At 59.6% G+C, this 26,096-nt stretch carries 21 protein-coding genes; 10 read left to right on the plus strand and 11 right to left on the minus strand.

Annotated elements, in window-relative coordinates:
- Nucleotides 1-130: 130 nt before the first annotated feature.
- The 6 genes from INR99_RS14745 (at nt 131) to INR99_RS14770 (ending at nt 9,028) form a co-directional block, all read left to right on the plus strand.
- On the plus strand, nt 131-769 hold the full coding sequence (locus tag INR99_RS14745; protein ID WP_194117139.1) for a TetR/AcrR family transcriptional regulator: 639 nt from the start codon (nt 131-133) through the stop codon (nt 767-769).
- On the plus strand, nt 766-1,875 hold the full coding sequence (locus INR99_RS14750) for an efflux RND transporter periplasmic adaptor subunit (protein ID WP_194117140.1): 1,110 nt from the start codon (nt 766-768) through the stop codon (nt 1,873-1,875). The genes INR99_RS14745 and INR99_RS14750 overlap by 4 nt, the downstream gene beginning before the upstream one ends.
- Nucleotides 1,865-4,969, plus strand: coding sequence for an efflux RND transporter permease subunit (locus INR99_RS14755; RefSeq protein WP_194117141.1), 3,105 nt, complete (start codon nt 1,865-1,867; stop codon nt 4,967-4,969). Before INR99_RS14750 ends, INR99_RS14755 begins: the two co-directional genes overlap by 11 nt.
- A gap of 42 nt (nt 4,970-5,011) precedes the next feature.
- The gene (locus tag INR99_RS14760; RefSeq protein ID WP_194117142.1) at nt 5,012-6,358 is read left to right on the plus strand and encodes a TolC family outer membrane protein; all 1,347 of its coding nucleotides are present in this window, start codon (nt 5,012-5,014) and stop codon (nt 6,356-6,358) included.
- A gap of 77 nt (nt 6,359-6,435) precedes the next feature.
- Nucleotides 6,436-6,765: an H-NS histone family protein gene (locus tag INR99_RS14765; RefSeq protein ID WP_194117143.1), complete on the plus strand. Its 330-nt coding sequence runs from the start codon at nt 6,436-6,438 to the stop codon at nt 6,763-6,765.
- Between the two features lie 124 nt (nt 6,766-6,889).
- The gene (locus INR99_RS14770; protein ID WP_194117144.1) at nt 6,890-9,028 is read left to right on the plus strand and encodes a UvrD-helicase domain-containing protein; all 2,139 of its coding nucleotides are present in this window, start codon (nt 6,890-6,892) and stop codon (nt 9,026-9,028) included.
- On the opposite strand, the gene INR99_RS14775 is transcribed toward INR99_RS14770, so the two are convergent.
- The 4 genes from INR99_RS14775 to INR99_RS14790 form a co-directional block, all read right to left on the minus strand.
- Entirely contained in the window at nt 9,029-9,976 is a 948-nt protein-coding gene (locus INR99_RS14775) for a diguanylate cyclase (protein ID WP_194117145.1), read from the minus strand.
- A 76-nt stretch (nt 9,977-10,052) separates the two neighbouring features.
- Nucleotides 10,053-10,829, minus strand: a complete 777-nt coding sequence (locus INR99_RS14780) for a ferredoxin--NADP reductase (RefSeq protein ID WP_028452834.1) — start codon at nt 10,827-10,829, stop codon at nt 10,053-10,055.
- A gap of 66 nt (nt 10,830-10,895) precedes the next feature.
- Nucleotides 10,896-11,825, minus strand: coding sequence for an electron transfer flavoprotein subunit alpha/FixB family protein (locus INR99_RS14785; RefSeq protein WP_194117146.1), 930 nt, complete (start codon nt 11,823-11,825; stop codon nt 10,896-10,898).
- The gene (locus INR99_RS14790) at nt 11,822-12,571 is read right to left on the minus strand and encodes an electron transfer flavoprotein subunit beta/FixA family protein (RefSeq protein WP_194117147.1); all 750 of its coding nucleotides are present in this window, start codon (nt 12,569-12,571) and stop codon (nt 11,822-11,824) included. The genes INR99_RS14785 and INR99_RS14790 overlap by 4 nt, the downstream gene beginning before the upstream one ends.
- 105 nt (nt 12,572-12,676) lie before the next feature.
- Between INR99_RS14790 and INR99_RS14795 the strand changes: the two genes are divergently transcribed.
- Entirely contained in the window at nt 12,677-14,314 is a 1,638-nt protein-coding gene (locus INR99_RS14795) for an electron transfer flavoprotein-ubiquinone oxidoreductase (RefSeq protein ID WP_194117148.1), read from the plus strand.
- 5 nt (nt 14,315-14,319) lie between these two features.
- On the opposite strand, the gene INR99_RS14800 is transcribed toward INR99_RS14795, so the two are convergent.
- Entirely contained in the window at nt 14,320-14,502 is a 183-nt protein-coding gene (locus INR99_RS14800; protein ID WP_194117149.1) for a hypothetical protein, read from the minus strand.
- A gap of 184 nt (nt 14,503-14,686) precedes the next feature.
- Here INR99_RS14800 and INR99_RS14805 point away from each other — a divergent pair, with 184 nt between their 5' ends.
- The 3 genes from INR99_RS14805 to INR99_RS14815 are packed head-to-tail and all read left to right on the plus strand — an operon-like array spanning nt 14,687 to nt 17,776.
- Nucleotides 14,687-15,184, plus strand: coding sequence for a DUF3302 domain-containing protein (locus INR99_RS14805; RefSeq protein ID WP_194117150.1), 498 nt, complete (start codon nt 14,687-14,689; stop codon nt 15,182-15,184).
- Nucleotides 15,185-16,387: an HlyD family secretion protein gene (locus INR99_RS14810; protein ID WP_194117151.1), complete on the plus strand. Its 1,203-nt coding sequence runs from the start codon at nt 15,185-15,187 to the stop codon at nt 16,385-16,387. It begins immediately after the preceding gene.
- A 9-nt stretch (nt 16,388-16,396) separates the two neighbouring features.
- Nucleotides 16,397-17,776 carry an efflux transporter outer membrane subunit gene (locus INR99_RS14815; RefSeq protein ID WP_194117152.1) on the plus strand — a complete coding sequence of 460 codons (1,380 nt, stop codon included), beginning with the start codon at nt 16,397-16,399 and terminating at the stop codon, nt 17,774-17,776.
- A 54-nt stretch (nt 17,777-17,830) separates the two neighbouring features.
- Here INR99_RS14815 and INR99_RS14820 read toward each other — a convergent pair whose 3' ends face one another.
- From INR99_RS14820 to rsmB, 6 genes are all read right to left on the minus strand, one after another.
- On the minus strand, nt 17,831-19,300 hold the full coding sequence (locus tag INR99_RS14820) for a TrkH family potassium uptake protein (protein WP_194117153.1): 1,470 nt from the start codon (nt 19,298-19,300) through the stop codon (nt 17,831-17,833).
- 8 nt (nt 19,301-19,308) lie between these two features.
- Nucleotides 19,309-20,685, minus strand: coding sequence for a Trk system potassium transporter TrkA (trkA, locus tag INR99_RS14825; protein ID WP_194117154.1), 1,377 nt, complete (start codon nt 20,683-20,685; stop codon nt 19,309-19,311).
- A 114-nt stretch (nt 20,686-20,799) separates the two neighbouring features.
- A complete protein-coding gene (locus INR99_RS14830) occupies nt 20,800-22,095 on the minus strand; it encodes a sigma-54-dependent transcriptional regulator (protein WP_194117155.1) in 1,296 nt (431 codons plus the stop codon).
- Nucleotides 22,096-24,219: a sensor histidine kinase gene (locus INR99_RS14835; protein WP_194117156.1), complete on the minus strand. Its 2,124-nt coding sequence runs from the start codon at nt 24,217-24,219 to the stop codon at nt 22,096-22,098.
- Nucleotides 24,216-24,824: a DUF4390 domain-containing protein gene (locus INR99_RS14840; protein WP_194117157.1), complete on the minus strand. Its 609-nt coding sequence runs from the start codon at nt 24,822-24,824 to the stop codon at nt 24,216-24,218. The genes INR99_RS14835 and INR99_RS14840 overlap by 4 nt, the downstream gene beginning before the upstream one ends.
- On the minus strand, nt 24,778-26,061 hold the full coding sequence (gene rsmB / locus INR99_RS14845; protein WP_194117158.1) for a 16S rRNA (cytosine(967)-C(5))-methyltransferase RsmB: 1,284 nt from the start codon (nt 26,059-26,061) through the stop codon (nt 24,778-24,780). Before rsmB ends, INR99_RS14840 begins: the two co-directional genes overlap by 47 nt.
- Nucleotides 26,062-26,096: the final 35 nt, after the last annotated feature.

A 26,096-nucleotide genomic window follows, 5' to 3' on the forward strand; every position in this document is an offset into this window, starting at 1 on the left:
CAGCAGTACGGCATCGCAGCGGGATTTCGACCCGTTTGCGCGCATGGACATACGGTTACGTGGGGCACGATGGCGGAAATGTACATGGCAGGCGTATAGTAAATGAACGTTCATTCATTAGTTGTCCGTCATGCCTGAGATGCCGTCTCCGCGCGGGCGCCGCAAGGAAGCCCGCCCCAGTGAAATCATCAGCGCCGCCTTTGCCCTGTTTGCGGAAAAAGGCTATGCAGCGACCAAGATGGAAGACATCGCGCGTGCTGCGGGTGTTAGCCGGGGAACGCCCTATCTGTATTTCACCAATAAGGAAGAACTCTTCAAAGCCATGTTGCGTGACATGCTGCTACCCAAGTTGCAGGAGGGCGAAGCCCGCCTGCTGGCAATGGCCCATCTGAGTGCTGGCGAACAACTGTGTGCCTTGCTGCAGATGTGGTGGCAGTTGCAGGGCGAAACCCCGCTGGCGGCCTTGCCCAAGCTGATGATTGCCGAAGCAGGCAACTTCTCCGAGGTGGCCGAGATGTACCAGAAGGAATTCATCGAGCCCGGTGATGCCATGATCCGTGCCTTGCTGCAGAAAGGGATCGCCAGCGGCGAATTTCGCCCGCTCGACGTCGAATACGCCTTGACCGCCATCTGTGCGCCAGTGGTCATGGCCATGGTGATGCGCCATTCGCTGACCTGTTGTCTGCCGGCGGAGTTCGACGGGCGGCGTTATATCCAGACTCTCTGTGACCTCTTGCTGCAAGGGCTGCGTGCCCGGGAGAAAGCATGAAACCCTTTAGTTCTGCCCTGATTGGCGCGAGTGCAATTCTGGCTGTCTTACTTGCCGGATGTGGCGAACGGACACCGCAGGTTGTCGAGGAGGTTCGCCCGGTCAGGTTGCTGACGGTGGCGGAGGCCAGTACACCGGGGGAAATGATGTATTCCGGGGTGGTGCGAGCTAGGCAGGAAGTGCCGCTATCCTTCCGGATTGGTGGAAAGCTGGTCAGTCGCAAGGTCGAGGTCGGTAATTCCGTGCAGCCGGGGCAGGTTATTGCGCTGCTTGATGGGCGGGATGTGGCACTGCAGGCTCAGGCGGCTGCAGCGCAAGTGGATGCCGCGCAGGTACAACTTAGCCAGGCCGAGCTGGACCTCAAGCGCAGCGAAGATTTACTGGCACGCAAGTTTGTCAGTCAGGCTGAGGTGGATCGTCGGGCGACCCAGGTCAATGCGCTGAAAAAGCAGCTTGAGCAGGCACGTTCGCAGGCGCAGATGGCCAGCAACCAATCCGGTTATGCGCAGCTCACCACCGATGTCGCAGGGGTTGTCACGCGCATCGAAACCGAGCCAGGGGCAGTAGTCGGTGCGGGGCAGCCTGTGGTTATTCTGGCGCAGAACGGGGCACGGGATGTGGTCTTTGATGTTCCGGAAGGCCGTCAGCAGCAGTTCAAGCCGGGGGCCCTGGTGCAGGTCGAGCTCTGGGCCACGGAGGCTCGCCTCCCCGCTACCGTGCGCGAAGTGTCGCCTGCCGCCGATCCGGTGGCGCGCACCTATCAGGTCAAAGTGGCTTTGCCGGTCGGGCCGCAAGCACCGGCACTTGGCATGTCGGCATCCGTGTTTGTTAATGATGCTAAGCCGCTGGCTGTCAATGGAGTGGCATTGCCGCTGACCGCGCTGTTCGGGCGAGGGGGGGAACAACGCATCTGGTTGCTGGGCAAGGACGGTCGAGTGGCAAGTCGCGCAGTGGCCGTGCTGGCCTATCGGGATAATCTGGTGCTGGTCCGCGGGGTCAAGGCGGGTGAACAGGTAGTCACGGCTGGCGTGCACCTGCTGCAGGAAGGGCAGAAAGTCAGCGTGCTCGGGGCCTCGGCGAGTGGAGTGGCCAGCCATGTTCAGTAACGTGAATCTCTCGGCCTGGGCACTGAAGCACCGCTCACTGGTGCTCTATCTGATGGCCGTGCTTTCGCTGGCGGGTATTCTGGCCTATGCCCAGCTCGGACAGAAAGAAGATCCCGAATTTACCTTCAAGGCGATGGTTGTGCGTGCTTTCTGGCCGGGCGCATCGGCAAGCGAAGTCGAAGAGCAGGTCACCGACCGGCTGGAGGAGGCACTGCAGGGCATCGCGTATATCGATTACACCAAGAGCTACTCTCGTGCCGGCGAGTCGCTGATCACGATTGTCTTGCGCGAAAGCGTGCGCAAGGAGGTGCCCGACGCCTGGTACCAGGTCCGCAAGCGCATCGGGGATGCACAGGGCAATCTGCCATCGGGTGTGGTCGGGCCATTCTTCAATGACGAATTCGGTGATACCTACGGCAATCTCTACGCGATCACCGGCGATGGTTTTTCGCTGCCCGAGCTCAAGCACTGGGCCGAGATGGCGCGTAACGAGTTGCTGCGCATCCATGATGTGAACAAGGTGACGCTGCTGGGAGTACAGGACGAAAAAATCTACGTCGAATACAGCACCGCCAAACTGGCCAGCGTCGGGGTCAGCCCTTTCCAGATCAACCAGGTGCTCGCGGCGACCAATACCGTGACCCCCGCCGGGGTGGTCGAGGGACTGGACGAACGCATTTTTCTGCGCGTGACCGGTGGTTTTGATGCGGTCAGCACGATCAAGCGCACCCCAATTACGGTAAACGGCCGCACTTTCCGGCTGGAGGACGTGGCGACGGTGTACCGGGCGACGGTCAACCCGCCGGAAACGACGATTCGCCATCAGGGACAGCCGGCTCTGGCGCTGGGCATCTCGATGCGCGGCGGGGGCGATGTGATCGCCATGGGGCGGGAAATCGACGGTACGCTGGCGCGGCTCAAGACGGCGTTGCCGGTCGGCGTCGAGTTTCATACGGTTTCCGATCAGCCTGCGGTGGTACAGAACGCGATCCATATTTTCATGAAATCGCTGCTGGAGGCCGTAGTTATCGTGCTAGCGGTCAGCTTTCTTAGCCTGGGCTGGCGTACTGGCGTAGTGGTGGCGCTGTCGATCCCGCTGGTGCTGGCGATCACCTTCCTGCTGATGAAGTTATTCAATATCGAGTTGCAGCGCATTTCATTGGGGGCACTGGTGATTTCGCTTGGCCTGCTGGTTGATGATGCGATCATCGCGGTGGAGATGATGGCGCTCAAGCTCGAGCAGGGTTGGAACCGTTTCCGGGCTGCCACGTTTGCCTATACCTCGACCGCGTTTCCGATGCTGACCGGTACGCTGATTACGGTGGCAGGGTTTCTACCTGTAGGCCTTGCCAAGTCTGATGCAGGTGAATATACGTTTTCGATTTTCGCCGTTGTCGGCATCTCGCTGATTGTATCGTGGCTTGTGGCCGTGATTTTCACGCCGTATCTGGGGTATCTGCTGCTGCCGGAAAAGCCGGTGCACGAGGATCACGATGTCTATCAGGGACGCTTCTATCAGGCATTCCGCAGGACCGTGATCTGGTGCGTGACCTGGCGCAAAACCACTATGGCTCTGACGGGGGCAGCATTCGTGCTGGCGCTGGCCGTGTTTGCGCTGTTTATCCCGAAACAGTTCTTCCCCGCCTCCAGTCGTCCGGAACTGATGGTTGATCTCTGGCTACCCTACGCCGCGTCGTTTGCTGCGACCGAGCGTGAAGTGAAACAACTTGAAGCGATCCTGCTGAAGGACCCGGATGTTGCGCACATCACCAGTTATGTCGGCGCCGGCTCGCCCCGTTACTACATGCCGCTGGACGAACAGATGCCCAATGTAAACTTTGGCCAGCTCACCGTGATGACCAAGGACGAGTTTGTCCGCGACAAGGTCTACCGGCGCATTACCGAGCTGTTTGCCCGCGATTTTCCTCAGGTCCGTGGCAGGGTGACGCGTCTGGAGAACGGTCCGCCGGTTGGCTATCCCGTGCAGTTCCGTATTTCCGGGCCCGATCAGGATACATTGCGCCGTATTGCTGCGCAGGTTATGGAAATCATGAAGCACAGTCCGTATACCCGGCAGGTACACACCGACTGGGGGGAGAAAGTCAAAACCGTGCGACTGACGGTTGATCAGGATCGTCTGCGCCAGCTGGGTCTGAATTCGCAGCAGCTTGCCGGAATGCTCCAGATGGCGATATCCGGCGTGACCGCAACCCAGCTGCGGGAAGGTAACGACAGCATTGCGGTGGTAGCGCGGCTGGTCGAGGGAGAACGCTCGCGGCTGGATTTCCTGCAGAGTTTGCCAGTGCAATTGCCCGACGGGCGTTCGGTACCACTGTCGCAGGTGGCCACGCTGTCACTGGAGAATGAGGAGAGCATCGTCTGGCGTTACAACCGGGTGCCGACCATCAGCGTTCGTGCCGACGTGATGGGCGCCCAGGCCCCGGATGTGAGCACTGCCTTGCAACCAAAAATCCGCGCGCTGCAAGCCAGTTTGCCGGTGGGCTACCACATCGAAACCGGGGGAACGCTGGAGTCCTCGCAAAAGAGCGAGCGCTCGATTTTTGTCGTGATGCCGCTGATGCTGATCGTGGTGATGACGCTGCTGATGCTGCAGTTGCAGTCGATCCAGCGCATGATCATGGTGTTGTTGACCGCGCCGCTGGGGCTGATCGGGGTGACGCTGTCACTGCTGGTTTTCCAGGCGCCCTTCGGCTTTGTGGCGCAATTGGGCGTGATTGCGCTGATGGGCATGATCATGCGCAATTCGGTCATCCTGATGGATCAGATCGAGCAGGATATCGGCTCGGGTCAACGGCCCTGGGATGCGATCGTTGAATCTGCGGTACGCCGTTTCCGGCCGATCATGCTGACTGCGGCGGCAGCCATTCTGGCGATGATTCCGCTGTCGCGCGAAACCTTCTGGGGGCCGATGGCTGTGGCCATCATGGGGGGGCTGCTGGTGGCAACGGTTCTAACCCTGCTGTTCTTGCCGGCGCTGTATGCTGCCTGGTTCCGCATCCGGCCGGATACCCCTGCGGCACTGCGCAAGAATGGTACAGACGACAACTTGCCCGAAATGGCACACTCGCATTGAAACTGGGCCGGCATGGGCCGGCCTGCTGCTGTGGATAATCCAATGAAGCTCAAACCGCTATTCCTCGCTTTTGCAACCTTACTGGCGTTACCAGCCAGTGCTCTGGATCTGGTCGGTGCCTGGCAGGCGGCCAAGCAGCACGATCCATCCTACTCGGCGGCCCGGCAGGCCCTGCTTGCCGGCAAGGAAAAGGCGGTGCAGGGGCGGGCACTACTGCTGCCACAGGTCGAGCTAGCCGCTGGAGCCAGCCACGTCCGCCAGGAGAATGATCCCGGTGTGCCAACCCTCACCAATCCTCGTGCCAACACCAGTGGCGACACGTATCGCTATGCGCTCTCGCTGACGCAGCCGCTGTTCCGCATGGATGCGTTTGTGGCGGCCGACCAGCTGGGCAAGCAGAGTGATCTATCCGAGGTGCAGTTTCGCCTGACCGAGCAGCAGTTGATGCTGAAACTGTCGCTGGCCTACTTCGAAGTGCTGGCCGCGCAGGAAAAGGTGACCCTGGCCGTGGCGCAGCTCGAGGCTTTCTCCCAGCAGCTGGCCCAGGCGCAGAAATCCTTCGAGGTGGGCGTGGCGACCATTACCGACGTCAATGAGGCTAAAGCGCGCTATGACGCGACCACTGCCGCGGAAATCGTTGCCCGCAACGAACTGGCGGTCAAGCAGAATGCCCTGCGCCTGATTACCGGGGAAGCTAACGCTCGCCTGGCGACCATTGCTGATCGTGAACCACTGCCGCCCCAGCCCAATGTGCTGGATGAATGGTTGAGCCGTTCGGGGAAAGGCAGCCTGGAATTGCAGGCGCAGCAATTGAATCTGGCCATTGCCGGTCGTGAAATTGACCGTTACCGCACGGAATATTCACCGACACTCGATCTTGTCGCCAGCTATGGCAATAACTACCAGCGTGAGGACCTTTCGCGCAATGGTGGTACCGATCGCAGTGGCCAGGCGCTGGTCGGCGTGCAGCTGTCGATCCCGTTGTTTACTGGCGGACGCATGTCCTCGCAATACCGCGAAAGCGTCGCTAATCGCGACCAGCAGGCGGACAGGCTGGAGGCCACGCGCCGGGATGTCGAACAGGCCACGACCCAGTCATTCCTCGGGGTGACTGCCGGTGCCGCGCAAATACGCGCGTTGCAGCAATCGCTGGTTTCCAGCCAGTCGCTGCTGGAGTCAACCAAATTGGGTTATGAGGTCGGTGTATCCACGATGGTGGATGTACTCAATGCCAATCAGCGCTATTACGAAACCCGCTATCAGTTGGTGGTCGCCAAATACACCTATCTTTATGCGGGATTACAGCTGGCGGCAGCCACGGGTGCGCTGGATGAGTCGGTATTGCAGAAAGTGAATGGCTGGCTGATTGAAAGTGCAAATACACAATAATCATTTCTTGCCATTTCGTGTTTATGCGTTCCATAATGCCAGCACAATTTGACTGTTAATTATTCGGAGTGCACCTGATGGATCTGTCCGGCCTGAATTACAATGAACTGGTTGAACTGCGCAAGCGTCTGGACGTCGAACTGGTTCGCCGCAAGGATCAGGAAAAGCGTCAACTGCTGCAAGATATCGAAGCCCGGGCCAGCGAAAGTGGCTATACCCTGGCTGAATTGCTGGCGCTGGCCGCTGGCGGTAAAAAGGCGGCTGCAGGCAAGAAGACTGCCGGCGTCGCCCAGTTTGCCAATCCCGCCAATCCGGAGCAAACCTGGACTGGCCGTGGTCGCAAGCCGCAATGGGTTATCGATTTCCTCGGCAATGGCGGTGATATCGAAGCACTGCGCATTGCCTGACCGGACTCGCACTGCAATTGCAAAACGGGATGGCATGCCATCCCGTTTTGCTTTTCCGGCTGGCGTGGTTTAGCGCTGGGCGGATTGCTCCTGTAAAATGGCGTTTTGCCTGAACCATCACGCCATGAATGCCTCGCTGACTGCCAACCTTAATCCGCAACAGGCCGCCGCGGTCGAATTGCCAGCGGAGCACGCGCTGATTCTGGCTGGCGCCGGCTCCGGCAAGACCCGCGTGCTCACTACCCGCATGGCGTGGTTGCTGTCGACGGGGCAGGTCAGCCCGGCCGGCATTCTCGCCGTCACCTTTACCAACAAGGCCGCCAAGGAAATGCTGGCGCGCATGACGGCCATGCTGCCGCTCAATCCGCGCGGCTTGTGGATCGGCACCTTTCACGGCTTGTGCAACCGGATGCTCCGCTTGCACCACCGTGATGCGGGCCTGCCGGAACAATTCGCCATTCTCGATAGCCAGGACCAGTTGTCCGCCATCAAGCGGGTCTTGAAGCTGCTCAATATCGACGATGAGCGTTATCCGGCCAAATCCTGCCAGCATTTCATCAACGGCAACAAGGAAGCGGGTATCCGTTCTGCGGCCTTGCAGATCTGGGATGAGCACAGCCGGGTGATGAAGGCGGTGTATGAGGAATACGAGCGGCAATGCCAGCGTGAGGGCGTGGTCGATTTTGCTGAGTTGCTGCTGCGCTGTTATGAATTGCTCAATGGCAATGCCAGTCTGCGCGCACATTATCAGCAGCGTTTCCGCCATGTGCTTGTCGATGAATTCCAGGATACCAATACCCTGCAATATGCCTGGCTGAAACTGCTGGTCGGTCCTGAGAGTGCGATGTTTGCCGTAGGGGATGATGATCAGTCGATTTATGCTTTCCGTGGCGCGAATGTCGGCAATATGCACGACTTCCAGCGCGACTTTGCGGTGAAGCATGTGATCCGGCTGGAGCAGAATTACCGCTCGCACAGCAATATTCTCACGGCGGCCAATGCCGTGATCAGTTGCAACCGCAACCGGCTGGGCAAGCAATTGTGGACCGATTCCGAAGACGGCGAACTGCTGCGCGTATTCGAAGGCCTGAGTGATTTCGACGAATGCGAATTTGTTGTTGGCGAAGTGCAGGCACTGATTCGTGATGGTGTGCCAGCCAATGACATTGCCATTCTGTATCGCAGCAATGCGCAATCCCGCGTGCTGGAGCACGGGCTCTTTACCGCCGGTGTGCCCTATCGCGTGTATGGCGGGCTGCGCTTTTTCGAGCGCCAGGAAATCAAGCACGCACTGGCCTACCTGCGTCTGATTGCCAGCCCGGAAGATGACAATGCGCTGCTGCGCGTGATCAATTTCCCCACGCGTGGTATCGGAGCGCGCACGGTCGATACGCTGCAGGAAAACGCGCGACTGGCCGGCACCTCGCTGTGGCAGGTCGCGTGCTCGGGCGGGCTGGGGCGCAGTGGTGCCGCGGTCGGCAAGTTCGTGCAGCTGGTTGAGGTGATGCGCACGCAAACGCAAGGCCTGCCCCTGCCGGAAGTTGTGGCGATCATGCTGGAGCTCTCCGGGTTGACGGCTCATTACCGCGCCGACAAGGATGGCGAAGACCGGCTGGAAAACCTGGGGGAACTGGTGACGGCGGCTGCGGCTTTTATTGCCGAGGACGAGAACACCATCGTCGCCTTTCTGTCGCACGCCAGCCTGGAAGCGGGAGATCATCAGGCCAATGCGCAGCAGGATGCAATCCAGCTAATGACCGTGCATGCCGCCAAGGGGCTGGAGTTTCATTCGGTGTTCCTGACCGGGCTGGAAGAGGGGCTCTTCCCGCACGAAAACAGCATGAGCGACCCGAAGGCGCTCGAAGAAGAACGCCGGCTGATGTATGTCGCTATTACGCGCGCACGCCGCCGGCTGTATCTGTCGCTGGCACAAAGCCGCATGCTGCACGGCCAGACCCGCTATGCGCCGGGCAGCCGCTTCTTGGGTGAAATTCCGCCCGAGGTGTTGCGCTATCTGAACCGAGGGTATGCTCCGCAAACCGCCTATATCAGCAAGCAAGAGACCCATACCCCCTCAACTCCCAAGGCTGCGCCCGAGCATGGTCTGGCGATCGGCATGACGGTGCAGCATCACCGCTTCGGCGTTGGCGTCGTGACGGATTACGAAGGCGGCGCCAACGGCAATGTGCAGGTCAATTTTGCTGAACACGGCAGCAAGTGGCTGGCCGTGGCCTATGCCAAGCTGCAAGCGGTGAGCAACTGATCAGCCGGTCAGCGAGGCGCCGGCAATAACCCGGTTGCGTCCCTGTTGCTTGGCTTCATACAGGGCATGATCGGCGGCCTGGAGGTATGCTCCTGCAGGCAAGGCATCACTAGGCTTGGCGGCAAACACACCGACGCTGATGCTCACCACGCCCAGCCCGGTCGGGCTCTGGTGTGGCAATTGCAGCGATTGCACCTGCTGGCGCAGCCAGTCGCCGGTAGCCAGCACCTCCTCTGCGGTACAGCAGGGCAGCACGGCGGCAAATTCTTCGCCACCATAGCGGGCGATGAATTCTGCTGGCCGGCGCAGTGACTGGATCAGGCAGCGCGCCACCAGTCGCAGTACATCATCGCCGGCAGCGTGGCCTTGTGTGTCGTTGACCAGCTTGAAGTAATCGATGTCGATCAGTGCCAGCCCCAGTGATTCGCCTTGGCGGTAATGGCGGCGGTATTCGGTTTGCCATTGCTGGTCGAAGTAGCGGCGGTTGTAGGTGCCTGTCAGGCCATCCCGGCTGGCCAGCCCCCGCAGGAACTGGGTTTGCCGCTGCAGGGTCAGGTGGGTCTGCACGCGGGCACGCACCACGGCCTGATTGAAGGGCTTGCTGACAAAATCGACCGCACCAGCAGACAGCGCCGCCAGTTCATGTTCGGTGTCATTGTGCGAGGTGACAAAAATCACCGAGCTTTCAGCGGTCAATTCGCTGTCCTTGAGCGCGCGGCAGACGGCGTAGCCATCCATGCCTGGCATTTCCACATCCAGCAGGATCAGATCGGGACGCTTGCTGCGGGCGAGTTGCAGCCCACTTTCCCCGTCACCGGCGCACAGGGTATCGGCAAGGTCAGCCAGCAGCGCCTGCAGAATGCGCTGATTGAGCTGGCTGTCGTCGATGATCAGCACCAGTGGCCGGGTGCTGATGTCGTTCTGGCCATCGAGTTGCAGTAAATCCATGTGTCCTGCCAAGAAAAAGCCCGCGCAAACGTAGCGGGCTTTCAGTATGGGCTGGATTTCTGACAAGTGCTAACGCTTATTTCTCGACAAACGCCCGTTCGATCACATAATCACCCGGCGTTCCGGTGCGCGGCGAGACTTCGAAGCCCAGCTTGTTCAGCAGCGCGGCGGTGTCGTGCAGCATGGCGGGGCTGCCGCACAGCATCGCGCGGTCAGTGGCCGGATCAAGCGGCGGCAGACCGATATCGTCGAACAGCTTGCCCGAGGTGATCAGATCGGTGAGCCGGCCCTGATTGCGGAAGGGTTCGCGCGTCACGGTCGGGTAGTAGATCAGCTTCTCGCGGACCATCTCGCCGAGGAATTCGTCGTTCGGCAGTATGTTTTCGATGTAGTCGGCGTAAGCGAGTTCGCTCACCGAGCGCACGCCGTGTACCAGCACGATCTTGTCGAAACGCTCGTAGGCTTCCGGGTCCTTGATCAGGCTCATGAACGGCGCCAACCCGGTGCCGGTGCTGAGGTAATAGAGATTGTGGCCGGGCAGCAGGTCGGAGAGCACCAGCGTGCCAGTCGGCTTCTTGCTCACCAGCAGATCGTCGCCAACCTGGATTTTCTGCAGGCGCGAGGTCAGCGGGCCGTTGGGCACCTTGATCGAGAAGAACTCCAGCTCCTCCTCGTAATTGGCGCTGGCGACCGAGTAGGCACGCATCAGCGGCTTGCCATCGACCATCAGCCCTATCATGACGAACTGGCCATTTTCGAAGCGCAGGCCCGGGTCGCGCGTCACCTTGAAGCTGAACAGCGTGTCGTTCCAGTGGTGAACGGACAGCACTTTCTGAATGTTGTAGGCGCTCATTTTTATACCTTTATATGTATTGCTATGCGGCCGAATTAATTATTGGGCTATGGCCGTATACCTGCTTTATCCGAGTTGACGGGTCAGTTCGGGTACCACGTCGAACAGGTCGGCGACGATGCCGATGTCGGCTACCTTGAAAATCGGCGCGTCCGGGTCGGTATTGATCGCGACGATAACCTTGCTGTCCTTCATGCCGCCCAGATGCTGCGCCGCGCCGGAAATGCCGGCCGCGATATACAGCTCGGGGGCGACAATCGTCCCGGTCTGGCCGACCTGGATTTCATTCGGCGCCAGGCCGGCATCGACGGCGGCACGGGTGGCGCCCAGTGCCGCACCGAGCCTGGCGGCCAGTGGCGCCAGTACTTCGTCAAAACGCTCGCCGAGGCACCGCCCGCCGGAGACCACCACCGGTGCAGTGGCCAATTCGGGGCGATCAGAAATTTTATGGTCATCTGCCAGCCACTGGCTGCCGGCCTGTGCGGCCGGGGCGCTGCGGCTGATGATCTCGGCGCTGTTGCCCGCTGCTGCTGCGGCGTAGCTGGTGGCGCGGATGGTCAGTACCTGCATGGCCTCATCGCTATGGATGGTGGCGATCGCATTGCCCGCGTAAATCGGCCGCTCGTACTGGCCACGGGCGTGGATGCGAATCACGTCGGAGGCCATGCCGACATCGCGCAGGGCGGCAACACGGGGAAGGGTATCCTTGCCCAGCGTAGTATGTGCAGCGATTACCGTCGTATACCCAGCATTGAGTTGACCGAGAATGATGGCGGCGGCATCTTCGGGCAGTAGATGTGCCAGATGCGGGGCCGATACGGCAATCACCCGGGCAACACCAGCGATGCTGGCGGCCTGTGCGGCAACGGCCGCAGTATCAGAACCGAGCACCAGCACGTCAACCGGAGTGTTAAAGGCCTGCGCGGCGGTGATGGCTTGCAGGGTGGCTTTTTTTAGTTGGTGGCCGTCATGATCGGCCAGCAGTAGTGTGCTCATTGCAGGGCTCCTTTCGCCTTTAGTGCTGCGACCAGTTCCGCTACAGACTTCACCAGCACGCCGGCCGGGCGCTGGGCTGGTTCGGAAACACGTACTTGTTGCTGGCGTGCGGCAAAGGGGACGCCAAGGCTGTTGGCGGTGACCGTGTTGATCGGCTTTTTCTTCGCCATCATCAGGTTGGGCAGCTTCACAAAGCGCGGGTCATTCAGGCGCAGGTCGGCGCTTATCACGGCGGGCAGAGTCAGTTGCACCGTCTGCGTACCACCATCGATTTCGCGGGTGACGAGCGCCTTGCCGTCGGCAATCACAATCTTCGATGCGGCACTTGCCTGCGGCCAGCCCAGCAGCGCCGACAACATCGCCCCGGCTTGTGCCGCATCATCGTCGATCGCCTGCTTGCCCAGCAGAATCAGCCCCGGCTGCTCGTCCTTGACGAGTGCGGCCAGCAGCTTGGCCACGCCGAGTGAATCGGGAGCGGTGTCGGTTTCCAGCAGGGTCACGCGGTCAACGCCCATCGCCAGTGCGTGGCGCAGCACATCTTGAGCGACGCTGGCCCCGATGGTAACAGTGACAATTTCGCTGACGATGCCGGCTTCTTTCAGGCGCAGCGCTTCTTCGATGGCGACTTCGTCAAAGGGGTTGATGCTCATTTTGCTGCCGGCCAGATCAACGTCGGTCTGGTCGGGTTTGACGCGCACCTGGATGCTGTAATCCAGTACACGTTTGATGGCGACGAGTGCTTTCATGCCAAGTCCTTTCGATACGTTGCAATCACTATATCGCCGGCGTAGAATATTTGTAAAGCAGATTAAATTGATTTTAATATTCTATTTTGTGAATAAGGAGCCGCCATGCAGCGCGACCGGATGGATTACGATGTACTGATTGTCGGCGCAGGGCCAGCCGGCTTGGCCGCGGCAATCCGTCTGAAACAGCTCTCACCCGATACCAGTGTCTGCGTGCTGGAAAAGGGGGCCGAAGTCGGTGCGCATAGCCTGTCGGGCGCGGTACTTGACCCTTCGGCACTGGATGCGCTGCTGCCCAACTGGCGTGCTCGCAGTGGTTTGAATTTTACGCCGGTTAGCGAGGATCGCTTTCTGGTGCTCGATGAGGATAGTGGCTGGCAATTGCCGAACTGGAGTCAGCCGCCTGTTCTGCATAACGAGGGAAATGTGATTCTCAGCCTCGGCGAGTTGTGCCGCTGGCTGGCGAGCGAGGCCGAAGCGCTGGGGGTGGAAATCTATCCGGGGTTTAGTGCCGCGGCGCCGATTCTCGATGGCGAGAAGCGCCTGCTGGGTGTCATTACCGGTGACATGGGACGTGACAAACAGGGCAATGAAACCGCCAGCTTTGCACCGGGCATGGAAATCCATGCGGCTTATACGCTGGTCGCCGAGGGTACACGTGGCTCGCTAACCGGCGAGCTGGAAGCGCAACTGGATTTGCGCAAAGCCTGTGGTCATCAGAAATACGGCATCGGCATCAAGGAAGTCTGGCGGGTGCCGGCCAGCCAGCATCAGCCGGGACTGGTACAGCACACGCTGGGGTGGCCGCTGGCTAACGATACCGGCGGCGGCAGTTTTGTGTATCACTATGGCGAGAATCTGGTAGCGATCGGCTTTGTCGTGCATCTGGATTACGCTAACCCGTATCTGTCGCCGTTCGAGGAATTCCAACGGTTCAAGACGCATACCCGTATCAAGGCCATGCTCAAGGACGGAGAGCGGTTGGAATACGGTGCGCGAGCGATTAGTGAAGGCGGCTGGCAGTCGTTGCCGCAACTGGCGTTTGCGGGGGGGCTGCTGCTGGGCTGTGCTGCCGGCATGGTCAATGTGCCGCGCATCAAGGGGATCCACAATGCGATCCGTTCGGGGCATCTGGCCGCAGAAAGCGTTGCTGCCGCACTGGTACGCGGTGCGCGTGGTGCTTGCCTAGCGGACTACGAAGCGGCGCTGCGCACATCAGCTACTGGTCGCGAGCTGGAGTCGGTACGCAATATCAAGCCCATGCTGTCACGCTTCGGTACGCTGGGCGGAACCCTGCTGGCGGGGGGGGAGTTGTGGCTCTCCACGCTGGGCGTGCGTCTGCCATGGACGCTGCGCCACCGAAAAACCGATCATGCCGCGACCGGGCTGGCGGCCGATTACGCGCCGATCGCCTATCCGAAGCCCGATGGTGTGCTGAGCTTTGACCGCATGAGCTCGCTGGTGCTGGCCAATCTGAGCCACGATCACCGCCAGCCCGATCACCTGACGCTCAAAGATTCGGCCGTGCCGATTGCCATCAATCTGGCGCAGTATGCCGCGCCGGAAACGCGCTACTGCCCCGCTGGCGTGTATGAGATCGTCGATAAGAGCGGTGCAGCCACGTTGCAGATCAATGCGCAGAACTGCGTGCATTGCAAAACCTGTGACATCAAGGATCCTACGCAGAATATTGTCTGGGTTACGCCGGAAGGCGGCAGCGGACCGAATTATCGTGCGATGTGATTGAGCTAGCCTGCCGCATGGGTTTCCAGTGCCGGCAGGCTAAGCAGAGCGGCGGCGCCGAGGCAGACTGCGGTGAAGACCGCCATGATCCGAATGTCCGTCTTGTCATGGCGCGCATGCAGGAACTGGCTGATCACGATCAGGCCGGCGATGCCCAGGGAAAACAGAACAAAACTGGCTGAAGACATGGTGTGACTCGCAAGAAAGTAACGCCCCGCTTGACTGCGCCCGCAGGCGAAGGTTCCTGCGGACGTTGTACTTTCGGTATGCCGACGGGCGTTGCAATTGCCCTGATTGCATCAGGGATATACCCTAGGTGCCTACTCGCAAACAGGCTGATTCAGCTATTTACTGCGGTACTTCGGGGGAAATATGAAGCGCTTTTTTGCTTTGCCGGCCATGGCCTTGCTGCTGCTGGCCCAGTCCGCGCATGCGTCATTCATGCATGGCGAAACGCTGGATGCCTTTGCGAATGCACTGGCCTGGATCATCTTGATCGCCATGCCGGTGGGAGGAATCTATCTGTTCTGGATGGTGCATATCCTGCCCGAGAAAATCGCTCACAAGCGCCATCATCCGCAAAAAGACGCGATCCAGACATTGTGCATGTTGTCACTGGTGTTCGGTGGGCTGCTGTGGCCGCTGGCTTGGCTCTGGGCCTACACCAAACCCGTGATGTACAAGCTGGCCTACGGTACCGACAAGGTCGTCGACGAGCACGAACACAAACTGCAGGAAGATGAAGCGCATCTGGCCAAGCTGGATCAGCAGCTTGCAGGGGAGGCCAGCGAGCTGGCTGCTCTGCGTGCCGAGATTGCCGAACTGAAGGCCGCACTGGCCTCAACCAAGCGCAATGAGGGAGAGGCTTAAATGGAAGCGATACTGCTCGGTATTTATGCATTCTTTGTCTGGCTGATCTTTTTCAAATTCAAATGGCTGCCGTGGAACAAGGTCTCCATGGTTATCGTGATCACCATTCCAGTCGTGGGGATGGCCGCGCTGATTTTGACACTCAACGTGGTCGCACCGTCGTCTGCGGATGTCCGCGTCATGAACAAGGTATTGCAGGTCGTACCGCAGGTTAAAGGACGGGTGATCGAGCTGGCGGTTGAGGGAAACCGCAGTTACCGCAAGGGGGATGTGCTACTGCGCATTGATCCTACCAATTACGAATTCGCAGTCAAGCAGCTCAAGGCAAAGCTCAAGGCCGATGATGCCAATGTGGCCAATGCCGAGGCCGCAGCTCGCCAGTTGAGTGCATCGGTCAAGGGCGCAGCGGGCAAGGTGTCGGCGGCCCAGGCAAAGCTTGATCTGGCTCGCAGGCGGCTACAGGAGCATCAGGAGCTGGTTGCCGCTGGTGCGGGAGACAAGTTTGCCCTGGAAGACGCACAAACACGCGTGCGCGAACTGGAGGGTGAGCTGGTGAGTGCCCAGTCTGCTGAAACCCAAGCCAAAGAACAGCTGTCCGCGCGCAGCGAGGGAGAGTATGTTGCGATCGCTGCTGCCCGTGCTCAGCGCGCTGCGACTGAAAGCCAGCTGGCCAATGCACAATGGGAGCTGGATCAGACGGTTTACCGCGCACCAGCGAATGGCCGCGTGATCAATCTGCAGGTGCGCGTCGGAACGATGCTGGTGCCGATGCCCATGGCGCCGGCTTTCAGTTTTGTTGAAGACGAACAGGAGCTGATCGCCTTTTACCATCAGAACGAGCTATATGGTGTGGCGCCCGGTAACGAGGCGGAGGTGGCGCTGGAGACGCATCCGGGTGAAATCATCAAGGCCCGGGTGGATTCGGTGATCTGGGCACAATCCCAGGGGGTTGTCCCGCAGGCTGGCATGTCGGCGACAGGTACTGGAGGAACTGTCCCTAACACCGGGCCTTATGCGCCGCCGCCCAATCGCTTCGCGGTCAAGCTCAAGCTGGATGGCCCATCCAAGACCTTGTCCTTGCCCACTGGCGCCATGGGGGCAGGAGCCATCTATACCGAGCATGTCGCGGCCATTCACATCCTGCGCAAGGTCATCATGCGCGTGAACAGCAAGCTGAATTATCTCGTGCTCAAGCTGCACTAAGGAGAAATCATGGATCATTCTCCTCAGAACAGGTGTTTGCTGGTGCTGATGCTGGTGGCCGGGCTTGCCGGCTGCGCCTTGCAGCCTGCTCCGGATGCCAGAGCTTTGCGTGAGCAGCAGTTGCCTGCGCTGCAAGCCAGCAGCACATGGTCGGCATCAGCGACGGCGGGGCAGGTCGCGGGCAACTGGTTGGCTGATTTTGCCGATCCGCAACTGCACGCACTGGTCGCCGAGGCCGTTGCCAATAACCGGGATCTCAAACTCGCGGCGGTTCGTGTCGAACAAGCGAGAGCGATGGTTTCGGTCAACGGCGGAACTCTTTATCCGGCAGTTGGTGTTGCGGGAGTCGTTGGCAAAAGTGATACCGAAGTCCTGTCGCTCTCTGCGAGCTGGGAAATTGACTTGTGGGGGCGAGTCCGTGCGCAGGCGCGCTCTGCCGAAAATGCACTGGCCGCCAGTGATGCAGACCGTCAGTGGGCCGAGCAGCTGATTGCAGCTGCTACGGCCAGGGCTTGGCTGGCACTGGTGCAGTACCAGCAGCTGGAGCTGCGGCAGCAAGCGCTAGTGGCTAGCCAAGAGTCCTTGCTGACAATTACTACCCAGCGTGTACATACCGGTATCAGTGCGGAAAGCGAGCTACTGGAAGTCAGTAGCGCCCTGCAGCAGCAGCGCGACAAGCTGGGACAGTTGCAATTGGCCCGGGTGCAGGCCGCGCAGGCTCTGGAAGTGCTGCTTGGACGCTATCCGGCCGGTGAGCTGACTGCTTCGGCGGCCCTGCCCGAGTTGCCTGCAGCACCTCCGGCGGGTTTGCCAGCCAATTTGCTGGAGCGTCGCCCCGACCTCGTGGCTGCGGAGCGCAGGGTCGCCGCTGCTTTTGATATGCAGCAATCCGCCGAAGCCGCGCGGTTGCCCAAGCTATCGATATCTGCGGCCATTACCGATATCAGCAGTGATGTGTTTCTGCTTAATCAGGCCAATAACCCAATCAAGGGTATCAGCGCCAGCTTCCTTGCGCCTTTGTTTACCGGTGGACAGCTGCAGGGGCAAGCCGATTACTACTCAGCCGTACAGCAAGAGGCTGCACTTGCCTATGGCAGCAAGGCACTGGATGCACTACAGGAGGTAGAGTCCGGTTTACGGGCCGAGGAATCAATGAAGCGCCGTGCCGGCTATCTGCAGACTCAGCTGGCCGATCAGCGGCAACTGCTCGCCAGAGAGCAGGTACGGGTCAAGGTAGGGTCGCGGGATCCGCGCAGTGTACTGCAGCGTGAGCAAAGTGTTCTTGCTGCCGAGATGGGCTTGATCCAGCTACAGACCGCACAATTAAACCAGCGAATTTCCCTGCTGCTCTCTCTTGGCGGTCGCTGGGATTCGTCACCTGCGGTGTAATACGGGAATTGGCATATTGATCAAAACAAAGCCGGAGTTCTCCGGCTTTGTTGTTTAGTTACGCCAGAAGGTGGGGGTGAGCAGCACCAGCACCGAGAAGATTTCCAGCCGTCCCAGCAGCATGGTGAAGCTGCAGATCCAGATCTGGATGTCGCTAAGTGCTCCGTAATTGTTGGCTGGGCCGACCACACCAAGTCCGGGACCGGCATTGTTAATACAGGCCAGTACGGCGCTGAAGGCCGAGATGAAGTCCAGTCCTGTGAGCAGCAGTGCCAGCGTCATGATGATAATGCTGCCGATGTAGAGAAACACGAATCCCATTACAGCAAAAATCACCTGACCGGGAATGACGTTGCCGTTTACCCGAACAGGGAGTACTGACTGCGGATGAACCAGGCTGGTTAGCTGCCGTCCCGATTCACGCCACAGTACCAGCGTGCGAACCATCTTGATCCCGCCGCCGGTCGAGCCTGCGCAGGCGGTGATGCAGGACAGCATTAGCATGCACAGTGGCACCAGAATGGGCCACTGGCCGAAATCTTGGCTGGCAAAGCCGCTGTCGGTGGCAATTGAAACCAGATTGAATGCAACATGGCGTAACGATGTGAGGTAAGCAGGATAGGTGCCGTGCCAGAACAGATAGACTGCAAGCAGCAGAGTGCTGGCGATTACCAGCAGCAGCATTGATTTGAATTCGCTATCCCGCCAGTAGATGGACAGGCGGCGACCGGTGAGTGCGAGATAGTGCGTTGCAAAGTTGGTTGCTGCCAGCAGCATGAAGACAATCAGAATGCCTTCGACCACGGGTGAATTGAAATACCCGACACTGGCATCATGCGTGGAAAACCCGCCCAGCGACAACGCGGCAAAGGCATGGCAGACCGCATCCAGCCAGCTCATCTGGCCGGCGTATTTCAGTAGGAGGGTGCATGCCAGGGTGAGGCCGGCATAGACCAGCCAGAGATTGCGTGCAGTTTCATGGATGCGCGGAGTGAGCTTGGCGTCTTTCATCGGGCCGGGGGTTTCCGCCTTGAACAGTTGCATCCCGCCGACACCGAGCAGCGGCATGATGGCGACGGCCAATACGATGATTCCCATGCCGCCGAGCCAGTTCAGCAGATGACGCCAGAGATTGATCGAGGCTGGCAGCTGGTCAAGTCCGGCGAATGCTGTGGCCCCGGTGGTGGTTAACCCTGACATGGCCTCGAAATAGGTATCTGTGAAATTCCACTGCGGGTTGTACAGCATGAGCGGCACTGCGGCGACGGCAGGCAGGACCGTCCATAAGCCGACTACCAGCACGAAGCCGTCACGAGCCTGCATTTCACGCTTGAAGCGGCGGGTGAAAAGAAAGATCAGCGCGCAGGCAAGCTGCAGACCAATCAGTGCGTCGATGAAGGGCCACAGTGCGCGTTCATCGTGATACCAGGCCAGCGCGATAGGGGCGATCAGGGAAAGCGAGAAAATGCCGGCAACACGGGCCAGCACATTGGCAACGGGAAGAATCCGGCGGGAGAGAGCCATGGCGTCGCTCAGAAGAAACCCAGCTTGACCGAGAAGAGCTTTTCCACTTCGCGGATGTGGGTCTTGTTGTCGATGAACAGAATCAGATGGTCGTTGCTTTCCAGCACCGTATCATGGTGCGCCATGATGACGGCATCGCCGCGGATGATGGCTGCAAGATCCACGCCCGAGGGAAGCTTGATTTCCTCGATGCGCCGGCCGATGACCCGCGAGGTGTCTTGGGTGCCGTGAATGATGAGTTCGATCGCTTCGGCGGCGCCTCGTCGCAAGCTGTGTACGGCGACAATGTCGCCGCGGCGGACGTGGGCCAGCAGCGACCCAATGGTGGCTTGTGCCGGCGAAAGTGCGACGTCGATGCGTCCACCTTGCAGCAGATCGACATAACTGCTGCGGTTGATGATCGCAATGGTTTTACCTGCGCCCATCTGCTTGGCCAGCAGCGATGACATGATGTTGTCTTCATCATCGCTGGTGAGTGCCAGGAAGAGATCGCAGCGTTCGATCTGCTCGGTTTCGAGCAGATCCTCGTTGGTGGCTTCGCCGTGCAGCACCAGCGTTGCAGGTAGTGCTTCGGCCAGCCATTGCGCACGCCTGCGGTCACATTCGACCAACTTGACCTGGTAGTCGCCCTGGATGGCATGCGCCAGCCTGAAGCCGACATTGCCTCCGCCGGCGATGGTGACGCGACGAATGGGTTTTTCCCCCGCACTGAATTCACGGATGACTTTACGGATGTACCGCTGCGCCGCGACGATGAACACTTCATCGCCGACGTGCAGTACGCTGTCGCCGTTGGGACGAATGCGCTGGTTTTTGCGATAGATCGAAACCACTCGGCATTCTGCGCTCCCCAATGCCTGTTGCAGATCACTGATGGCCTTGCCATCCATGGGCGCACCGGTCTGGATGCGCACCGCGACCATCAGGGCGCGTCCGGCACCGAAATCGAGTACCTGTAGCGCTTCGGGTGTTTCGATCAGGCTGACGAGATAGTCGGTGACAATCTGGGCCGGGGTGATGACGTGATCAATGGCGAAATTTGCTTCGCTGAACAGCTGTGGCTGCTGCAGGTAATCGCTCTGGCGAATACGCCCGAGCCGCGTTGGCACATTGAACAGTTCGTGCGCAATCTTGCAGGCAACCATGTTGACTTCGTCGCTGGGCGTGACTGCCAGCATCAGGTCGCAATCCGCCGCGCCCGCTTCGCGCAGTGTCAGCGGGGAACCGGCCTCGCCGACAATGGTGCGCAGGTCGAGGCGATCGGCCAGTGGTTTGAGTAGCGCCGGATTGCTGTCGACGATGGTGACGTCGTATTTTTCCTGGACCAGTTGTTCGGCGACCGAGGAGCCGACCCTGCCGGCTCCGAGAATAAGAATCCGCGACATCGGTTCATCCTGCAAAAACGACCGCAAGCCGATCCGGCTGCGGTCGTGTTATTGGTGGGGTATGCTCTTGCAGATCTCGTGAATCAGGCATTAGAGGTATATACCCGGATGAGGTTATTCCTCTTCGTGGTTGCGATTTTTCTTCTGCATCTGGATACCCAGCTGTTTCAGCTTGCGGTACAGATGGGTGCGCTCGAGGCCGATTTTTTCGGCAACCCGGCTCATGTTGCCGCGAGCCAGCTCGATTTGGCGTTCAAGATAGAATTTCTCGAACTGGTCACGCGCTTCGCGCAGCGGTAGATCCAGATCAAGCTGCGGCAGCGGCATGGTCGCCGCAGGCGCGGGCGCCGCATCGCAGCCCTGAGCCGGTCCGATCTGTGCCAGCAATCGACTGGCAGGCAACACGTCGATTTCCGGGGTACGGCAGGTCAGCGCCAGGCTTTTGACCACATTGGCCAGTTGATCCAGATTGCCCGGCCAGCTCTGCTGCTGCAGCAGTTGTAGAGCGGCCCTCGAGAAGTGGCGTTCCCCGCACTGGCTGGGGAGCTGGGCAAGCAGCTGGCTGGCCAGTTGCGGGATATCTTCCGCATGTTCGCGCAGGGCAGGAACAGGAACGATGATTTGGGTGAGCTGGCGCAGCAGCTCCGGGTCAAAAACCGGAACCAGTTGATCCAGCGTACGGCTGCTGACGCATACCAAACGTGTTTTCTGCTTTTCCAGTTTGGGCAGCATCGCCAGTAGTGCCTGCTGGGCCTTGCGTTCCAGCCAGGCAATGTCGCGCAGGAACAGTGTGCCACCTGCGGCTCGGGCGACCAGATCCTGCGGGGCGCTGGCGAGATCGTCATTGGCATTCGGGGCAATGAACGGCCCGGCGCTGGGGGTAAGGTAGCGCGCGCACAGTTCATAACCGGCACCAGGTTCGCCGGTCAACAGGATGGGCAGAGGCTGCTTCCCGACCTGATCGAGTGTCTCCTGGAGCGCGGCAATCGCTGCGCTGTTACCGAGACTCTGCAGGCCCTGCGCTGCTTTTGGGGGGGCGATCTGTTGCGACATGGCACGTTTTACGACGGCCAGAAGTTTTTGCAGTCCGATTGGTTTCTCCAGAAAATCCAGAGCACCGATGCGCGTCGCTTCAACGGCCGTATCAATGGTAGCGTGCCCGGACATCATGACCACCGGCATGGTGAGTTGGCCATTGCGTGACCACTCTTTCAGCAGGGTGACGCCGTCAGTATCGGGCATCCAGATGTCCAACAACACCATTTTCGGAATGGCTTGGTTGCGGTAACGGCGTGCGGCTTCGGCATTTTCAGCCTCTGCCACGCTATAACCTTCGTCTTGCAGAATTTCCGAGAGCAGTTCCCGGATGCCGATTTCATCATCGACAATCAGAATGTCCTGACTAGCCACTTAAACTTCCTCCCACAGCGGCAGTTCAATGCGCACAAACGCGCCACCTTCGGGCTGATTGCCCACCTGGATGCGTCCGTGATGTTCTTCAATGATTTTTTTCACGATGGCCAGTCCCAGCCCGGTTCCTTTGGTTTTTGTTGTGACGTAAGGCTCGAAAACCCGTGGCAGTAGCTCGCTGGAAAACCCAGGTCCATTGTCCGCAATACTGAAGCGCAGCCATTTTTCGTCTTTTTCGCAACGAATGCAAACTTTTGGGTCAGTACTTTCCCGAATGGCATCCTGCGCGTTCTGCAGCAAGTTGTGGATGACCTGGCGCAAATGCGTCGCATCACCTTTGATCGGAAGCGGTTCGGTGGTCAGCAGATGGCGTTCGATCGGTGCCGCTTCGTAGAGGACCAGCACTTCGCGCAGCAATTCGGCAAAGTCGAGTACCTGGCGTTTTCCCGAGGGTTTGCGCGCATAATCGCGGAAGGCATCCACCATCTGCTTGAGCGCGGCGACCTGCTTGACGATGGTCTGGGTGTTGCGGCTGAGGAGCTCTGCGGCCTGGGGTTCCAGTTTGTCGGCCAATTTGAGCTCCATCCGTTCGGCTGCGAGCTGAATCGGAGTGAGCGGGTTCTTGATTTCATGCGCCAGCCGACGGGCAACCTCACCCCAGGCGGCATCGCGTTGTGCCGAAAGCAATTCAGTAATGTCGTCAAACACCACGACAAATCCACCCATGATGGTGAAGTCTTCCGGCATTCCCGACAGACGCGTGCCATGCACCAGCATCACGCGCTTGTCGCCGTTGAGCTCAACTTGGCTTTGCCAGTGATCATTATCAGAGAGTACCCCGCGCAGAATTTCAGCGCAGAAACCAGTCAGCACGGGATAGGGTTCATGCCAACGGCCAAGTGGCAGGCCTTCAACTTTGGCGGGGTCGAGGCCGAGGATGCGCAAGGCGCTGAGATTAGTAGATTGCAGCAGACAATCTTCATCGAACGAGAGTACACCTGCGGAAATCGAGCCAAGAATGGCTTCGACATAGGCCTTGGCCGCAGCTTGTTCGGCCTGGTTCTGTTCCAGCTTGGCGCGTGTTTCCGCCAGTTGCCGAGTCATGCGATTGAAGGAGTGCGTCAGGATGCCCAGTTCATCGCGGCTGACGACCGGTTGCTGCTGGCTGAAGTCTCCCTGGGCGACTGCGCGGGTTCCGGCGGCAAGCAGCGACAAAGGGGCTGCCAGTTTGTTGGACAGATACAGTGCCAGTACGAGTGCACCCAGCAGGCTGACGAGAAGTGCAATGGTGAGGGTGATGCTGAAAATGGTCTTCAATCCCTGCCGGGAGCTGGAGAGCTGTTTGTATTCACTGCGAACCTGAGTGACCAGCTCGGCATCCTGGGCCAGTTGTTGTGGCACGGGCTGTATCAGTTGCAGGTAGCGGCGCTTGTCTTCAAGGCTGGTGCCGGGAATGACGACCAGCACCCGCATGTTCAGGCCTTGTTCGGCGTTTTCCTCAAGCTTGCTAACCGGTTCGTAACTGGCTCGGCGCAGGCTGGCGCGGTCGGGTTGCTGGGGGAAAAGGCTGGCTTTTTCGTTACCGATATGGGCCCCGGTATTGCCCAGCTCATCGAAGATGGTAATTTCCTGAACACCCGTCTGATCGCGCAGCTTGTTGAGCCGTGGCAGCAGGGTGCTATCAGAGTTATCGTGGATGTCCCAGGCGATCACCTGTGCTTTGCGTGCCAGTTCGCCCTGCTGGAAGTCAATCGCGTTTTGTCCCAAGCTCCAGCCGCGATCAAGCGCCTTGTCCACTTTTACATCAAACCAGGTCTCGATCGAGCGGTTCAGGAACTGTACAGACAAGGTGTAGACCAGAGCACCCGGCAGCACGGCCACCAAGCCGAACATGAGCACCAGCCGCAGCATCAGTCGCGAGCCAAAGACCTTGCTGCGTACCCGCTTGCGAAGTCGCCATAAATGACCGATTACCAGCGCAGCCATTCCGCCCAGTAACAATACATTCAGTCCCAGTACGAGATCGTAGTAATCGGAGAATGCCGAGGCATTGCCTGCTGCCAGTGCTAGAAGGAAGAGCAGCACGGAGCCCAGTGCCGCAAAAACAAACAGGAGGCGCTTCATTCGTCCTTCTCCACCGCCAGTTTGAGGTCTTGCCATTCCGGCTCGATGCGCCAGTCATTGTTGCCCAGCGCGCTGATCTGCATTGGTTTGGGCAATAAGTCAAAATCGAGAATCAGGCGTACCCGTCCGGCAAAGCTGTCGGGGTCGTCGGCCGCCGAGGTGTCTTTCAGGGCAACCCAGCCGCCGATGGTGCCAATGGCCTGCAGTGCTTCGTGCAGGCTGGCAAAGTTGCGTGTAATGCCATTGCTGGCGACGCGATACTGGCGGGTGAGGGGGTGATAGCTTAAGCGGTAGGTCGTGGTTGATGTGACTCCGAATCCGCTTTTTACTTGCTGGTACCAGGCCTGCAGGCGTGGCTTTTTAAGCTGGAACTGGTAGGTAAAGGGTAGTGATGTACCGTTCTGCAGCGCGGCCTCAGCACCGGGGGGGAGGGTAATACTGAAACGGGCACTGATTTCAATTTGGGCATTGCCCAGCCGGACTTCGGCGCGCTGCGGGGCAATTTCCCCCGCCAGCGCAAATGCACCAAGCAATAGCAGCCCGAGCGCCAGCAGCAGGCTAGGCCTGCGTGGTCTCCTTGCTGAACAGTGCGTAGTAAAACCCATCGTGATCCGGTGACGGCAAAAGCTGTCCGGCGGTACCAGCCCACTCCGGGAGCGGCAGACGGCGCGCATCGGGATGGCGCACGGCGAATTCCGCTGCAGAGTCGGCGTTTTCCACCGGAAAAACGGAGCACGTAGCGTACAGGAGTTTCCCGCCCTCAGCCAGCAAGGGCCATAGCGCGTCGAGGATTTGTGCCTGCTGGGCTGCAAATCGCGCGAAATCCTCGGGGCGGCGCAGCCATTTGATATCCGGGTGGCGGCGTGTGACGCCGCTGGCCGAGCACGGCACGTCGGCCAGGATGCGGTCGAAGGGTTTGCCATCCCACCATTGCTGCGGTTTGGCTGCATCGCCACAACGCAGGGTGGCGGAGAGTTGCAGGCGCTGCAGGTTATCGGCGACCCGCTGCAGGCGCTCAGGGTTGTTATCCAGTGCGGTCAGCTCGAGCCTGGCGAGCTCCAGCAAATGACCGGTCTTGCCACCCGGTGCGGCACAGGCATCGAGCACGCGTTGCCCATCCTGCACATCCAGTAGCAGGGCTGCGTACTGGGCGCCCAAATCCTGCACCGAAACCCAGCCATCCATGAAGTGCGGCAGGCTGTCCACGCTGACGGGTTTGTCCAGTTGCAGTGCTTGTTGCCCCAGTATTCGCGACTCTATGCCTCGCTCGGCCAGCAGTGCCTGATAGTCGGCAACGCTGGCGTGACGCAGATTGATTCGCAGGGTCATCGGCGGGTGGCTATTGTTCGCGTCGAGCACCGCCTGCCAGTCCTGCGGGTAAGACGTGCGCATCTGGGTAACCCACCATTGCGGGTGGTTGTGACGGCCGGCAGGGGTTCGGCGCGCGGCGGCAAGCAATTCATCCTGCTGACGCAAGAAGTTGCGCAGCACGGCGTTGACCAGGCCTTTGGCTTGCCCCTTGCCGGTTTTTGCTGCCACCTTGACGGCGTGATCGACCACGGCATAACTGGCAGCCCGCGCGGCGTGCAACTGCTGCAGTGCGATCAGCAGCAGAGCTTCGATTTCCACCTCTTTCAGGGGGGCTCGCAGCAGTTGCTTGAGCACCGCGCGCCACAATTCCAGCTCGCGCAGGGTGGAATAGCAGGCATCCTGAATGGCTCCGCGTTGCTGGGGTGTGAGCTGCGGATGGTGTTGCCACACGCGCGTCAGCGCGTCGGTGAGGTTCTGGCCGTCAAGGACGGCCAGCAGGGTCTGGCTGGCCAGTTTCTGGGTCTGGAACATAGTTTCCTGCCGGGTATGTGTCTTCTGGCCTTAAT

Origin of the sequence: Chitinilyticum piscinae (genome assembly GCF_015223195.1) — a bacterium.
Lineage (GTDB): Bacteria > Pseudomonadota > Gammaproteobacteria > Burkholderiales > Chitinibacteraceae > Chitinilyticum > Chitinilyticum piscinae.